Annotated in this window: 10 protein-coding genes and 1 tRNA gene; 5 read left to right on the top strand and 6 right to left on the bottom strand. The window is 69.1% G+C overall.

The features are described 5' to 3' along the window. Nucleotides 1–149 precede the first annotated feature (149 nt). The gene (locus ABC419_RS03270) at nt 150–2,312 is read right to left on the bottom strand and encodes a primosomal protein N' (RefSeq protein ID WP_412876371.1); all 2,163 of its coding nucleotides are present in this window, start codon (nt 2,310–2,312) and stop codon (nt 150–152) included. A gap of 203 nt (nt 2,313–2,515) precedes the next feature. Here ABC419_RS03270 and fsa point away from each other — a divergent pair, with 203 nt between their 5' ends. The 4 genes from fsa (at nt 2,516) to ABC419_RS03250 (ending at nt 5,915) form a co-directional block, all read left to right on the top strand. Then, complete coding sequence (gene fsa / locus ABC419_RS03265) at nt 2,516–3,169, top strand: fructose-6-phosphate aldolase (RefSeq protein WP_003166309.1); 654 nt, start codon at nt 2,516–2,518, stop codon at nt 3,167–3,169. Nucleotides 3,170–3,193: 24 nt separating this feature from the next. After that, on the top strand, nt 3,194–3,895 hold the full coding sequence (locus tag ABC419_RS03260; protein ID WP_412876372.1) for a DUF484 family protein: 702 nt from the start codon (nt 3,194–3,196) through the stop codon (nt 3,893–3,895). An 11-nt stretch (nt 3,896–3,906) separates the two neighbouring features. After that, nucleotides 3,907–4,821, top strand: coding sequence for a tyrosine recombinase XerC (locus tag ABC419_RS03255; protein WP_412877975.1), 915 nt, complete (start codon nt 3,907–3,909; stop codon nt 4,819–4,821). A 65-nt stretch (nt 4,822–4,886) separates the two neighbouring features. Further along, nucleotides 4,887–5,915, top strand: a complete 1,029-nt coding sequence (locus ABC419_RS03250) for an aspartyl protease family protein (RefSeq protein ID WP_200166312.1) — start codon at nt 4,887–4,889, stop codon at nt 5,913–5,915. On the opposite strand, the gene ABC419_RS03245 is transcribed toward ABC419_RS03250, so the two are convergent. The 4 genes from ABC419_RS03245 to ABC419_RS03230 all read right to left on the bottom strand — a co-directional run bounded on the left by ABC419_RS03245 (nt 5,902) and on the right by ABC419_RS03230 (nt 12,439). Then, nucleotides 5,902–6,693, bottom strand: coding sequence for an SDR family oxidoreductase (locus ABC419_RS03245; protein ID WP_412876373.1), 792 nt, complete (start codon nt 6,691–6,693; stop codon nt 5,902–5,904). The two genes, ABC419_RS03250 and ABC419_RS03245, sit on opposite strands and share 14 nt — an antisense overlap. Before the next feature lie 100 nt (nt 6,694–6,793). Next, nucleotides 6,794–7,876 carry a DUF5694 domain-containing protein gene (locus ABC419_RS03240; RefSeq protein ID WP_412876374.1) on the bottom strand — a complete coding sequence of 361 codons (1,083 nt, stop codon included), beginning with the start codon at nt 7,874–7,876 and terminating at the stop codon, nt 6,794–6,796. A 147-nt stretch (nt 7,877–8,023) separates the two neighbouring features. Then, nucleotides 8,024–9,433 (bottom strand): dihydrolipoyl dehydrogenase, encoded by a 1,410-nt coding sequence (lpdA, locus tag ABC419_RS03235; protein WP_412876375.1) that lies wholly within the window; start codon nt 9,431–9,433, stop codon nt 8,024–8,026. Nucleotides 9,434–9,634: 201 nt separating this feature from the next. After that, nucleotides 9,635–12,439 carry a TonB-dependent receptor gene (locus ABC419_RS03230; RefSeq protein ID WP_412876376.1) on the bottom strand — a complete coding sequence of 935 codons (2,805 nt, stop codon included), beginning with the start codon at nt 12,437–12,439 and terminating at the stop codon, nt 9,635–9,637. 253 nt (nt 12,440–12,692) lie between these two features. Between ABC419_RS03230 and ABC419_RS03225 the strand changes: the two genes are divergently transcribed. Then, complete coding sequence (locus tag ABC419_RS03225; protein WP_412876377.1) at nt 12,693–13,799, top strand: phytase; 1,107 nt, start codon at nt 12,693–12,695, stop codon at nt 13,797–13,799. Nucleotides 13,800–14,039: 240 nt separating this feature from the next. On the opposite strand, the gene ABC419_RS03220 is transcribed toward ABC419_RS03225, so the two are convergent. After that, nucleotides 14,040–14,114, bottom strand: a tRNA-Gly gene (locus tag ABC419_RS03220). Nucleotides 14,115–14,181: the final 67 nt, after the last annotated feature.

The raw sequence follows: 14,181 nt of genomic DNA, 5'->3' as shown, positions 1-14,181 counted from the left end.
CCCTTACCCCTCACTCCATCGTCCTCCTCGGGCTTGACCCGAGGATCGAGCGGCGGGCGCGCTCGCCCTCTCCAATGCCGCGCAGGCGGATGGACCGATCCTCGGGTCAAGCCCGAGGATGACGGAGAGTGGGTAGGCGCCAGCGCATCTTACAGGAAACTATAAGGATCCACGTCCACCGTCAGCCGCACCGACGCCGGAACCTTCACCCGCGCCAGCCAGGCGCGCAGGAAGGCCTGCAGGTTCACGTCCCGATCGGCCCGCACCAGCAGCCGCTTCCTCCGCCGCCCGCGCACCAGCGCCAGCGGCGCGTCGGCGGGGCCGTAGACCTCCAACCGCTCGGCGTTGGGGATGGCCTCGGCCAGATCGCGGGCGACCTTCTCGACCGCCATGGCGTTCTCGCTGGACAGGATCAGCGCCGCCAGACGGCCGTGCGGCGGCAGGGACGCCGCCTCGCGCTCGGCCATCTCCGCCTCGACGAAGGCGTCGCGGTCGCCCGCCGCCAGCGCCTGCAACACCGGATGCTCGGGCGTCCAAGTCTGCAGCAGGGCCCGGCCCGGCTTATCCGCCCGCCCCGCCCGGCCCGTGGCCTGAGCCAGCAGCTGATAGGTGCGCTCGGCCGCGCGCAGGTCGCCGCCGCGCAAGCCCAGGTCCGCATCGACCACGCCCACCAGCGTCAGGCGCGGGAAGTTGTGGCCTTTCGCCGCAGCCTGGGTGGCGACCAGGATGTCGATCTCGCCGTCGGCCATGGATTGGATCAGGGCGCGGGCCGACTTGCCGTCCGGCACGGTGTCCGAGCTGAAGACGGCCGTGCGCGCCTGCGGGAAGAGCTGGCGCACCTCCTCCTCGACCCGCTCGACGCCCGGCCCGACCGGGACCAGCGAATCCTCTGCGCCGCATGACGGACAGGCCTTGGGCTTGGGCATCGAAAAGCCCGTCAGATGGCAGACCAACCGCCCGGTGTAGCGATGCTCGACCAGCCAGGAATCCGTGTCCGGCGCCGTCAGCCGATGCCCGCAGGCGCGGCACAACACCACCGGCGCATAGCCGCGTCGATTGAGGAACAGTAGGCTCTGTTCGCCGCGCGCCAGGGTCTCGCCGATGGCTTCACGCAGCGGCTGAGACAGCCAGGTCTGCGGGTCCGGCGGGCATTCGCGCAGGTCGATCAGCCCGATCTCGGGCAACACCGCCGCCCCGTGCCGCGCCGCCAGCTTCAGCCACCGATACCGTCCCTGATGCGCGTTCCACAGCGTCTCCAGCGACGGGGTGGCCGAGGCCAGCACCACCGCCGCCCCCTCGATCCGCGCCCGCGCCACGGCCAGGTCGCGGCCGTGATAGACCAGCCCCTCCTCCTGCTTGAACGAGCCGTCGTGCTCCTCGTCCACAACGATCAGGCGCAGGTTGGCGTAGGGCAGGAACAGGGCCGAGCGCGCGCCGACCACGATGTTGCAGCGCCCGGCGACCACCGCCTCCCACGCCTGTCGACGGCGCGGGGGGGCGACGCCGGAATGCCATTCGGCCGGGGCGACGCCGAAGCGGGCGGTGATGCGCTCGATGACCGCCTGGGTCAGGGCGATCTCGGGCAGCAGGATCAGCACCTGCGCCGTCGGATCGGCCCGCAGCGCCCGCGCCGCCGCCTCCAGATAGGCCTCCGTCTTGCCCGAGCCCGTCACCCCGTCCAGCAGGAAGGGCGCAAAGCCGCCCGCCGTCACCGCCTCGGCGATGGCCGCCGCCGAGGCCGCCTGATCCGGGTTCAGCGTCGCGGGCGCATGGTCGGGGTCAGGCGCATCGAAGGCGGCGACGGCCTCGACCTCGAACACCTCCAGCACGCCTTCATCGACCAGCCCCTTGACCACGCCGGACGAGACGCCCGCCGCTCGGGCCAGATCGGGGCCGGGCATGGATCGTTGGCCCAGGGCCTCCAGCACCGCCGTGCGCGCCGCGGTCGGGCGAGCGGGACTGCGCCCCTCGATGCGCCGCACCCGCCGCTCGGGGCGGGGCCGGGGCGCGCGCAGCCCCTTCAGCGCCGTCGCCGCCATCTCGCCCGGCGGGCTCAGGGTCCAGCGCGCCGCCCATTCGACGAAGTCCAGCGTCCGTTCCGGCAGGCGCGGATCGTCCAGCAACTGCTCGACTGCCTTCAGCTTGCGATTGGAGCCGGTCGTCTCGAACACCTCGGCCACTACGCCCCGGATCAGGCGCGGGCCCAGCGGCACGGCGACCTGATCGCCGCGCGCGACCGACAGCGCCTCGGGAACTGCATAGTCGAAGGCTTCCGGCACCGGCAGGGGAATGAGCACGGAGGCGACTTTCACAACGCGCCCTCGCACGCCCGCAACTCCGACGTCCGATACCGACGTCGCGCCCTGCCATGATCGCCGCCTTCCGCCACGCCCGGCGAAGCGATTTCAGACGATTCAGACGAATTGGACTCTGTTTTTTCGATCACGGAGTCTGAAACTTCCCTGGCCGCGAAAGACGGTCGCTTCCGTCACAACTCGGCGCTAAAACTGGTCCCATGAAACTCTTTCTCGACACCGCCGACGTCGCCGTCATCAAGGACTTGCTGCCCACCGGGATGGTGGACGGCGTCACCACCAATCCTAGCCTGATCGCCAAGTCGGGTCGCAACATCGCCGAGGTCATCGCCGAAATCTGCGCCCTGGTCGAGGGGCCGATCTCGGCCGAGGCCGTGGCCACCGACTTCGAGACCATGGTCAAGGAGGGCGACAAGCTGGCCTCCATCGCCCCCAACGTCGTGGTCAAGCTGCCGCTGACGTGGGACGGCCTGCGCGCCACCCGCGCCTTCGCCGACAAGGGGATCAAGACCAACGTGACCCTGTGCTTCTCGGCGGCCCAGGCCATGCTGGCGGCCAAGGCGGGCGCGACCTTCATATCGCCCTTCGTCGGTCGTCTGGATGATGTCGGCGCCGACGGCGTGGGCCTGCTGGAGGACATCCGCACCCTGTACGACATCCACGACTTCAGCACGGAAATCCTGGCCGCCTCGGTGCGCAATGCGGACCATGTGACCGCCGCCGCCCTGGCCGGCGCCGACGCCTCGACCATTCCGGCCGACGTTTTCAAGGCCCTGGTAAAGCACCCGTTAACCGACAAGGGTTTGGATGCCTTCCTGGCGGACTGGGGCAAGACCGGTCAGTCGATTCTATAGTTTCTGACCCGACGAGAGGTCCGTTTGAGCACTTCCCTGGACCTCTCCACCAACCCGGCGGCGGGCCTGCACTGGCCGCAGGTGCGCGCCTGGCTGGGCGATCACGCCGAACACCTGCTGGACGACCGCGCCCTGCTGGAAGAGCTGGGCCTGACCGCCACGGGCCGCAACGTCGTCGACTTCGGCCGCGCCGCCCTGGCGCGGCTGGAGGCCGTCGCCCAGCGCGAGGCCGGGGCGCGCAGGCTCATCGAAGAGATCGCCCGCGCCAACTTCGCCGCCCAGACCCAGACCCACGTCGCCGCCCTGGACCTGATGGAGGCCCAGAGCCACGCCGAACTGGCGCGCTGCCTGGACGCCGTGACGCAGGGGCGTTTCGGCCTGGCCGGCGCCGCCGTGGCGATCGAAAAGCCGGGCGCCGTCCCCTTCGGCTGGAAGGCGCTGGAGCCGGGCCGCGTCGACGCCCTGCTGGGCGAGGACGGCCTGAACTGGCTCGGCCCCAACTTCACCGGCCTCAGCCTGTTCGGCCCCTCCGAGGGCGAGGTCGCCTCGGTGGCGCTGGTGCGGATGAGCCTGAACGCCCCCGGCGATAACGCCCCGCGCGCGGCCCTGTGCGCCTTCGGCTCGGGCGAGGACGACGGCTTCACCCCCGCCATGGGCTGCGAACTGGTGGCCTTCGTCGCCCGCGTCGTCGAACGCATGGCCGAGCGATGGCCGCTGGACGCCTGACCGCCCCCTCCATGACTTCGCAGGACGCTCTGGCCGCCTGGCTGGAGCACCTGGCCCACGAGCGCCGCCTGTCGCCGCGCACGCTGGAGGCCTATGGCCACATCGGCCGGCTGTATCTGGCCTTTCTGGAGCGCCATCGCGGCGGGCCGCAGAGCGCGACCGATCTGGGCTCGGTCACGGCGGCAGAGGCGCGCGCCCATCTGGCCGAGCGCCGCAGCGGGGAGCGCCCGCTGAACGCCCGCTCGCTCAGCCAGACCCTGGCCGCCATCCGGGGGTTTCACGCCTTTCTCGACCGGCGTCTCGGCGTGGCGACGCCGCAGCTGGCCCTGGTGCGCGGCCCCAAGGTCAAGCCGTCCCTGCCCCGCCCGATCAGCGAGGATCAGGCCAAGGGCCTGCTGCACGAACCCGAAGCCGACCCCGACATGGAGCCGTGGGAGGCCGCACGCGACCGCGCCGTCCTGACCCTGCTCTACGGTTGCGGCCTGCGGATTTCGGAGGCCCTGTCGCTGAAGCGGTCTGACGCCCCCCTGCCCGACAGCCTTCGCATCACCGGCAAGGGCGACAAGACGCGGATGGTCCCCGTCCTGCCGCAGGTGCGCGAGGCGACGGACGCCTATCTGGCGCTGCAGCCCTTCGTCCTCGACGCCGACCAGGCCCTGTTCCGGGCGCGGCGCGGCGGCCCCTTGAGCGCCCGTCATGTGCAGGCGACCGTGCAGCGGCTGCGGGGGCGCCTCGGCCTGCCCGCCTCGGCCACGCCCCACGCCCTGCGCCACAGCTTCGCCACCCACCTGCTGGGCGCCGGCGCCGACCTGCGCTCGATCCAGGAACTGCTGGGTCACGCCAGCCTGTCGACGACACAGAAATACACCCAGGTCGACGCCGCCCGCCTGCTGGCCGCCTACGCCCAGGCCCACCCGCGCGGCTGACTATTCAGCGCATGGAAAAGGCGCCAGATTTCGAGCCGGGATGATCGCGGGACGGGAGTTCGCGCGTGTGGACAGCCAACGCCCCTGAACCGCCTCTCGGCGCTGATCGGCGCACCCTCCTGACTCGATTGCTGTCGGCGGGCGGGCTGACCCTGGCGTCGCCTGTCATCGCTGCGCCCCAGGCTGGCGCCCCTGCGCCTCCGCCGGATGGAGAGGCCCGGCTGCTGACCAATCTGCTGACGCGAATGGCGATCGAGGTCGATCTGGGGGCGCGCCGCAGCGTCTTCGTCATCGACACGGGGGCGGAACGCACCTCGATCTCGGACCAGTTGGCGCAAAGGCTTCAACTCGAACCAGGGCCGCTGATCCGCGTGCACGGGATCACATCGTCAGAGCTCGTGCCGACCGTTCGCCTGCCGCGCCTGGGCTTTTCACGCCGACGTTTCCTGGACCTGATCGCGCCGGTCTTCCCTTACGCCCTGCTGGGAGCGGACGGATTGCTGGGGCTGGATGCCTTGGCCCCGTTTCGCCTGACCCTGGACTTCCGGAACCGGCGCGTGCTGCTGGCGCCGTCTTTCGGGCCAGGTTCAGCGGGCCTGTTCGGCGAGGGTCGAGCCAGCCGCCTTCCGTCCGTCGAGAGTCTGTCGCACGAAGACCTGTTCCGCCGCCTGCTGATCACCCGCATCGTCGCAGACGGCGTCGATGCCGCGGCCTTCATCGACACGGGCGCGCAGTACTCCATCGGCAACCGCGCCCTGCTGCGAGCGCTGGACGCGCGCCTGGGCGGCTCCAGCCGCCCGCAGGTGCGCGTCTATGGCGTCACCGGCCAGTCACTGACGGCCGAGGCGGGCCAGGTCGCGAACCTGCAATTTCACCGACGCGATCTGGGGTCCACGCCCCTGTTGTTCGCCGACCTGCACGTCTTTCATGTGCTGAACCTGATCGAAAGCCCGACCCTGCTGCTGGGCGCAGACGTGCTGACGCGCTTCAGCCGGGTCATTCTGGACTATGGCGCCAAACGCATCCGCTTCGGCGGGGTAATGCGGCGCCCGCCGCCGCTTCCTGCGCCCGCGCCTGGCGTCAGATCGCCCTGACCGCTCCGCCGTCGATGCGGATCAGGGAGCCGGTGACATAGCCCGCCAGCGGGCTGGCCAAGAAGGCGGCCACCGCGCCGAATTCCTCGGTCGTGCCGATACGCCCAGCGGGGATGGACTTGACCGACTCGGCGCGCGCGTCCTGCGGCGTCGCGCCCGTGGCGGCGGCGCGGGCGGCGTCCAGCCGCTCGATGCGCGGGGTGTCGATCCGGCCCGGCAGCAGGGTGTTGACCGTCACCCCATTGGCCGCGACTTCGCCCGCCAAGGTCTTGGCCCAGGCCGCCACCGAGGCGCGCAGGGTGTTGGATACGCCCAGCGTCCCGATCGGCTCGATCACGCTGGTCGAGGCGACGTTCAGGACGCGCCCCCAGCCCATGGCCCGCATCCCCGGCATGACCCGGTCGGTCAAGCGGAAGACCGACAGCACCATGGCCTCGAACTGATCGCGCCAGATCGTCGGATCGAGACCCGCCACGCCCGACGGCGACGGCCCGCCGGTGTTGTTCAGCAGGATCTGGATCGGCCCGCCCAGCGCCGTCTCGGCGACGTCGACCGCCTTCACCAGGACGTCGTGGTCGGCCAGATCGGCCGGAGCGATGACCGCCTTGCCCGGCCCCATGGCGTTCAGTTCGTCGGCCACGGCCTGCAGCTTGGCCGCATCACGCGACAGCAGGGCCACATGCGCCCCCTCGGCCACCAGGGCCGTCGCCACCGCCCGCCCCAGGCCGCTGGAGCCGCCGCAGACCAGGGCGCGCTTGCCGGTGAGTTGAAGGTCCATGCTGTTCTCCCCTGCTTCATGAAGCTTTCGCCGCTGACATGGGCGCACGCGCGGTTGATTGCGAGGCCCGTCGACCAAAGTCGCGCGCAAGGGACGGAAACTAGCGCAGCACCTCATCCGAGCTAACCAGCCGCACGTCGTGCATCTGGTCCAGATAGGCTTCGTAGTAGCCCTTGTGAGAGGCGCCGACGATGGTCAGCATCCGCGTGCCCGGATAGCGGCCCAGCACGTCGCGCATATTGGCGACCATGCGCAGGTTGCGGGTCTCCCAATAACCGAGATAGCGTCGTCCGAACGCCTCGGGCGACGGCTCGACGTGGGTCGCGCCGAAGTCAGAACGATAGGAGAGCATCTGCGCCTCCGGCGTGTTGTAGGCGCGGTAGATGTTCAGCAGACCGTCAGCCTGAGCCAGGTTTTCAAACAGGGGCTGATCCATGTCCTTGCGCGTCTGGACATAGGGATTGTCCCAGGCCGCCATGATCGCCTTGGCCTGCGCCGCCTCTTCTTCGGGACGGGTGGCGGAGTCCGCCGTGTGGTCATCCACCGCCCACAGACGCTCCTGGCCCAGCCGCGCCGCCAGGACGGCGGCCAGCAGATCGGACTCGTTCTTGCGCGTCATGCGCCGGTTCAACTTGGCCGCCATATCCGCCGTCAGGCCGTCCTGAGTCTTGCGCTCGCCCTCGGGCAGCCGCAGCCACTGCACCAGGGCCGAGGACGGCTCGCCCGCCGCGAGGAAGAGGCTCGCCAGCCGTCGCCGCTGGGCCGCCGTCGGAGCGGCGGGCCAGTCCGCCAGCAGGCGTTCGGCCTCAGCGTTGGCCGCGGGCACGTCCAGGCCCAGGGCCTGCCCCTCGGCGCTCGGATCATAGCAGTAGGTTGCGACTGACTCGGCGTAGCGCGAGGGATAACGCCGCATGGCGTCGCACTGCAGACCCGACAGGTTTTCGATGGCGACAGCGGTCGGGCGCCAGGCTTCCAGCCGCGTCAGCAAGGGCTCCAGCAGCTCGGGACGGAAGCTGTCCGGCAGGCTGGACAGGTGAGGCGAACCCAGCACCAGCACCTCATTGAGGTCGCCTGCCGGCGGTCCCTTCAACTGGTCGGGGTGAAACGAGGGACGATACGCCTGCGCCGAGGCGGCCGAACCGATCGCCACCCACGCCGCCGCCAGCCAAATTCCCAGACGCATCGCCTCACCTCGTTCTCGCGAAACCGTGGCGAAGCTGCGGGCGGGGCCGCGTCCCGACAAGTTAAGTTTCCGCAATCCGCCCCAGACGAAAACGGCGCGCCCCGTGCGGGCGCGCCGTTCAGATCGCGGTCTGGAAGCCGGTGAGGCTTAGGCCTGCATGGTCCAACCTTCGACGCCCATGGCCGCCTGCCGGACGGCTTCGGCGCGGGTCGGGTGCGGGTGGCAAGTGCGGGCGATGTCTTCGGACGAGCCGCCGAAGGCCATGGTCATGGTCGCTTCACTGATCAGTTCGCCGGCCTGCGGGCCATAGATGTGGACGCCCAGCAGCTTGTCGGTCGTCGCATCGGCCAGCACCTTCACGAAGCCGTCGGTCTCGTGGTTGATCTTGGCGCGGCTGTTGGCGGCGAACGGGAACTTGCCCTTCTTGTAGTTGACGCCCGCGGCCTTCAGCTGCTCCTCGGTCTTGCCGACCCAGGCCACTTCCGGCGTGGTGTAGATGACCGACGGAACCAGGTCGTAGTCGACGTGGCCCGGCTTGCCGGCGATCAGCTCGACCGTGGCGACGGCGTCTTCCTCGGCCTTGTGGGCCAGCATCGGGCCGTGGGTCACGTCGCCGATGACCCAGACGCCCGGCGCCGAGGTCTTGAAGTGGTCGTGGCCGACGAAGCCGCGCTGGTCCGGCGTGATGCCGACCGTCTCCAGGCCCAGGCCCTCGGTGTAGGGACGACGGCCGATGGCGACCAGGACGACGTCGCCCTTGATCGTTTCAGCGGCGCCGCCAGCGGCGGGCTCGACCGTCAGCTCGACGCCGTCCTTGACCGACTTGGCGCCGGTGACCTTGGTCCCCATACGGAAGGTCATGCCCTGTTTGGCCATGCCGCGCTGGAAGGCGGTGGCGACCTCGGCGTCCATGCCGGCGCCGACCTTGTCCAGATATTCGACGACAGTGACTTCGGCGCCCAGGCGGCGCCAGACCGAGCCCAGCTCCAGGCCGATCACGCCCGCGCCGATGACGATCATGTGCTTGGGAACCTTGGGCAGGAACAGGGCGCCGGTCGAGTCGATGACCTTGCCCTCTTCGAAGGCGACGCCCGGCAGCGGGGTCGGCTCGGAGCCGGTGGCGATGATGATGTTCTTGGCGTCATAGGTCGCCTTCGAGCCGTCGGCGGCCTCGACCTCGACCTTGCCCTGGCCGGCGATGCGGCCGCGGCCCTTCAGCCAGTCGACCTTGTTCTTCTTGAACAGGAATTCGATGCCCTTGGTCAGGGCCTCGACGCTGTCGTCCTTGGCCTTGTGCATCTGGCCCAGGTTCAGCTTGGGTTTCACCTCGATGCCGATGCCGGCGAAGTCCTTGCCCGCGGCCTCATACAGTTCCGAAGCGTGCAGCAGGGCCTTGGAGGGCATGCAGCCGACGTTCAGGCAGGTGCCGCCCAGGGTCGAGCGCATCTCGACGCAGGCGACCTTGAGGCCCAGTTGGCCAGCGCGAATGGCGGCGTTGTAGCCGCCCGGCCCGCCCCCGATGATCACCACGTCGTAGGTCTGGGAAGCGTCGGCCATGGAAGTCCTCTGATCGGTCTGGCGCAGGGTTCGGGAAACGGTGCGGACACTAGCGCCGACCCCGGCGGGGTCAACCGCCAGGCTCCATATAGGCCCGGATTGCGCCGGGGGCCATGCCGACCAAAGGCAAAGCGGCCCAAAGCCGCAAGGCAAAAGGGCCAGGCGTCGCCGCCCGGCCCTCCGTTTCGCTTCACCGACCGATCAGTACTTGAAGCGCACGCCCATGAAGACGTTGTAGCCGAACTTCTCGTACTCATAGGTCCGCTCGCGCGAGCCGTAGTAGCGGACGCCCGCAGAGTCGGTCAGGTTCTTGGCCTCGCCGAACACCTCGACCCCGTTGCCGAAGTCGTAGGAGGCCGTGAAGTCCAGCTGCTCGCGGCCCTCGACGAACAGGTCGAAGTCGGGATCGTCAGCGTTGATCTCTTCCAGATAGTCGCTGCGCTTGGTGTAGCTGAGGCGGGCGCTGAAACCGGCCATCTCATAGAAGAGCGCCAGGTTGTAGTTGTTCTCCGACTGGCCCGGCAGCGAGAACTTGTTGCGGCCGCCATAGGCCTGGGCCGTTTCGATCTCGGCGTCGGTCCAGGTGTAGTTGGCGAAGACGCCGAAGCCCGAGGCCCAGCCCGGCAGGAAGCTGAACTTCTGCTGCCAGTTCAGCTCCAGGCCCATCAGATGGCCGTTGGGAGCGTTGATGGGAGTCTCATAGGCCGCGAACTCGTCGCCAAAGTTCAGGATATAACGATAGTCGCTCAGATCCTTGTAGAAGGCGTTGGCCGACACCACGCCCAGGGAGGCGAAGTAGTATTCCAGGCCGAAGTCGACGTTGTTCGACAGCGTCGGTTGCAGGTCCGGATTGCCGATCTCATAAGACACCTTGGAGCCGTCGGTCTGCTCGATGCGGCGCGGGACGATCTGGTTGAACTCGGGGCGCGAGATCGAGCGCGTCAGGGCGAAACGGCCGATCAGATTGTCCGAGAAGCTGTGGCGGACCGTCAGGTTGGGGAAGAACTCGGTGTCGTCGCGATCGACCCGCGCCATGTCATAGGGTTTGGTGCCGTCGTTATCGATCAGGCTGGCGGCCTCGCCCTCGAACTTGGTGTTCTCGACGCGCAGGCCGAAGATGATGTTGGTCGCGCCGATGTCGAGGCGGCCCTGGGCGTAGGCCGACAGAATGTCTTCCTTGGCGGTGTAGTCCGCCGCGATGGAATCCGCCGGACGGATCGGCGACAGCGGGCGCATCTGGCCGAAGTAGTCGTCCGCCAGGCCGTTGTTGAACTTCTTGCCCAGCAGATAGTCGTAGTTGCGCGAGTCCGAGCCCGTCAGTAGGTCGGCGTAGGACTGCGACGGCGCATGGGCGGCGTCACGGCTGCGGAAGCGGTCCTCGTCGGCCGAGACGTCGCGGGTGCGGTATTTGCCGCCGAACTTCCAGGTGACTTCCCGGCCGCCGATGACCGAGGGCAGCTCGAAATTGGTCTGGAAGGTCAGCTCTTCCTGCTCGGTCGTGCTGGAACGGAAGGCGTTCTCGCGGAAGCGGTATTGCGCCGCATCCATGTGTTCGCCGGTCGTGAAGATCGAATAGGTCGGCTGATAGTGATCGCCGGTGAAGTCATAGGTGACCGACGGCTTGGCCCGCGACCGGAACAGCAGCTCGTTGCGGTTCGGGTAGGTCTGCTCGCTGCTGGCCCACGAGATGTTCGCGTCCCACACGGCGCCGTTGCCGAAGATGCGCTCTGCCCCGGTCGTCAGGGTCAGGATCTCGTTCTTCTGGGTGCGGTGGCGCAGCTGGCGCTCGACCGTCACCTCGTCGAAGGTCGCCTTGCGGTCGGTGGCGCCGGCCTGAAGGTTTCCTTCGTCATAGGTCAGCAGCAGCTGGTTGCGGTATTCGTCGTCCTCGAACTGGGCGAACGAGCCGCGAACCCAGGCGCGATAGGCGTCCGACGGGCGGAACTCCAGCGAGCCGTTGATCGACTGGCGCGTGCGCTCGGTGTCGTAGTCCTTGAACAGGCTTTCCTCGAGGGCGAAGACTTCGCCGCCTTCGGGAGTCTCCATCTTGGTCCAGCCGGACTCGACGTTGTCGGGGCGGCGGTTGGTCTTGGAGTAGGAGTAGGACAGCAGGCCGCCGAAGGTCTGGTCCGCGCCGAAGACGTTCGACGCCGTGGCGCCCGCGCGGATGTCCTCGCCGCCGTAGTCGTTGTAGCTGCCGCCGGCATAGCCGCTGACAGCCAGGCGACGCTGGTCGAAGGCCGAGCGGGTCTTGATGTTGACCGCGCCGGCGATGGAGTCGGCGTCCTGGCTCGGCAGCAGGGTCTTGGAGATCTCGATGTTGGAGACGATGTCGCTGGGCAGGGTGTCCAGGTCGACCGCGCGCGTGCCCGGATCGACGGCCGGAACCGTCACCCCGTCCACCGAGACGGCGGTGAAGGCCGATGGCGCGCCGCGCACGTTGATGTAACGGCCCTCGCCCTGGTCGCGCTGGATGGCGATGCCGGGCACGCGCTGCAGCGATTCCGCCACGTTCGGATCGGGGTAGCGGCCGATGGCGTCGGCCGACAGGACGTTGATGGTGCCGTCGGCGTTCTTCTGCTGGTTCAGCGAGCGGGCCACGCCCTCGGTGATGACGCCGTTGACGATGACGTCGGCCACGGCGACCGCATCGCCCGAACCCATCATGACGGTGACCGAGGTCAGGCGGCCCGGCGCGGCGGCGACCGTCTGGGTCGCGGTCGGCAGGCCGATGTAGCGCGCTTCCAGCGTGAGCTGGCCCGAGACGCCGCCCAGGTTGAACTCGCCCTGGCTGTTGCTGACGGCGCGGCGGCCGCTGGCGCGGTCGATGATCTCGGCGCCCGGCAGGGGCGAGCCGTCCGCGTTGACGACACGGCCGATCAGGCCGTCGCCCGCCGGGGCCGCCGCGACGGCCGGAGCGGCGTCAACCGCAACGTCGGCAGCTTGGGCGGCGACAGCGAAAACCAGCGGCAGGCTCGCCGCGCTGAGAAGAAGTCCGAGCTTCATGTCCATATCCCCGAAGGCCGGCGCCGCTTCTGGCGGCCCGGTTCCGGCGGGATGGCTAATGCGCCGCGACGACGCGGCCGCGACGGTTTCACGAAAAGGAATCTGCGAGCGGAACACGGGATGACGACAGTTCGTCCCGACCCGGATCATCCGTTGTCGAACCATCGCCGAACCGTCGCGGCGGCGCCGTTGACCGCTCGGTCGCGCGCGTGTTTCGGGCGGACATTCCTCATTCGGACGGAAAGCCCCGCTCATGCTCGCCTCCCTGCCCCTGCGTTCGCTCGCCGGCCTTCTGGCCCCCGCCCTGCTTCTGGCCGCCTGCGCCGGGCATGAGGTGGACTATCAGGGCGAGGGCGGCGGCTTCGTCGGCCAGGGCGCGCCCGTGCGCGCCGTGCTGGAGACGCCCTCGGTCGGCACGGTCGGCGACGACGCGGCCGACGATCCCGCCGTCTGGGTTTCCAAGACCCCCGTTACCATCGGCGGCGTCCAGACCCCCGGCTTCGTCGTCGGCACCGACAAGAAGGCGGGCCTCTACGTCTACGGCTTCGACGGCAAGATTCTGCAGTTCATGCCCGAGGGGCTGCTGAACAACGTCGACGTGGTCGAGGGCCTGAGCCTCGACGGCCGCCCGCAACTGCTGATCGGGGCCAGCGACCGCACGCCGGGCCGCACCGGCGTCGCCCTCTATCTGTTCGACCCGGCCGGGACCGGCGACAACAAGGTGCGCTACTGGGGCTCCATCGCCACCGACGTGGTCGAGCCCTACGGCTTCTGCTTCGCCCGGCGCGGCGAAGAGGTTCACGCCGTCCTGGTCGGCCATGAAGGCGAACTGCGTCAGTTCGTCGTCGCCGCCGGACCCGACGGCCGCCCCGCCGCACAGTTGGTCCGCCGCGCCGAGATCGGCTCCATCTCCGAAGGCTGCGCCGCCGATCCGGCGACCGACGCCCTCTATATCGCCGAGGAGAACGTCGGCCTGTGGCGCTACGCCCTCGACCCGGCCTCGGGCGGGACGCGCACCCTGGTCCAGCCGGTCGCGCCGGGGGTGCTGGTCGCCGACGCCGAGGGACTGACGACGCTGACGGACGGCGCCGCGCGCTATCTGATCGCCTCCAGCCAGGGCGACTCGACCTTCCCCGTCTGGCGCATCGACGGCGCTGCGCCGCAATACAAGGGCCGCTTCGTGGTCGTGGACGGGACGGTCGACGGGGTGACGGGCACCGACGGCCTGGCCGCTCTGGGCGGTCCGGTCGGCCCCTTCCCCGAGGGCCTGGTGGTGATCCAGGACGACGTCAACGACACCGGAACCCAGAACTTCAAATACGTCGACTGGCGCGACATCCGCGCCGCGCTGGGGCTGTAAGGTTGAACCCCACTCGTCACCCTCGGGCTTGTCCCGAGGGGCTAGGCCAGATTGCAGACGCATCTGAAAGATCGTTCAAGAGCCCTCGTTCGAACCCCCTTCATCGAAGCCTGGAGCAACCCTGGCCCCTCGGGACAAGCCCGAGGGTGACGATACTTGAGTATCGAAGGACGTCACAGGTCTGAGCGCAAAAGGAAACGGGGCCCGACCTTGCGGTCGGACCCCGTTTTCCCTTTCGACTGGAGCGGGCGAGGCGATTCGAACGCCCGACCCTCACCTTGGCAAGGTGATGCTCTACCCCTGAGCTACGCCCGCACTCCGTTGGGAGCGATGTGCTGCTCCCCGTCGAGGAAGGGGCGTATAGCGGACCGACTTCGGATCG

The sequence above is a fragment of the Brevundimonas phoenicis genome (genome assembly GCF_047237745.1).
GTDB lineage: Bacteria > Pseudomonadota > Alphaproteobacteria > Caulobacterales > Caulobacteraceae > Brevundimonas.
This window is presented reverse-complemented; position numbering and strand designations above follow the sequence as displayed.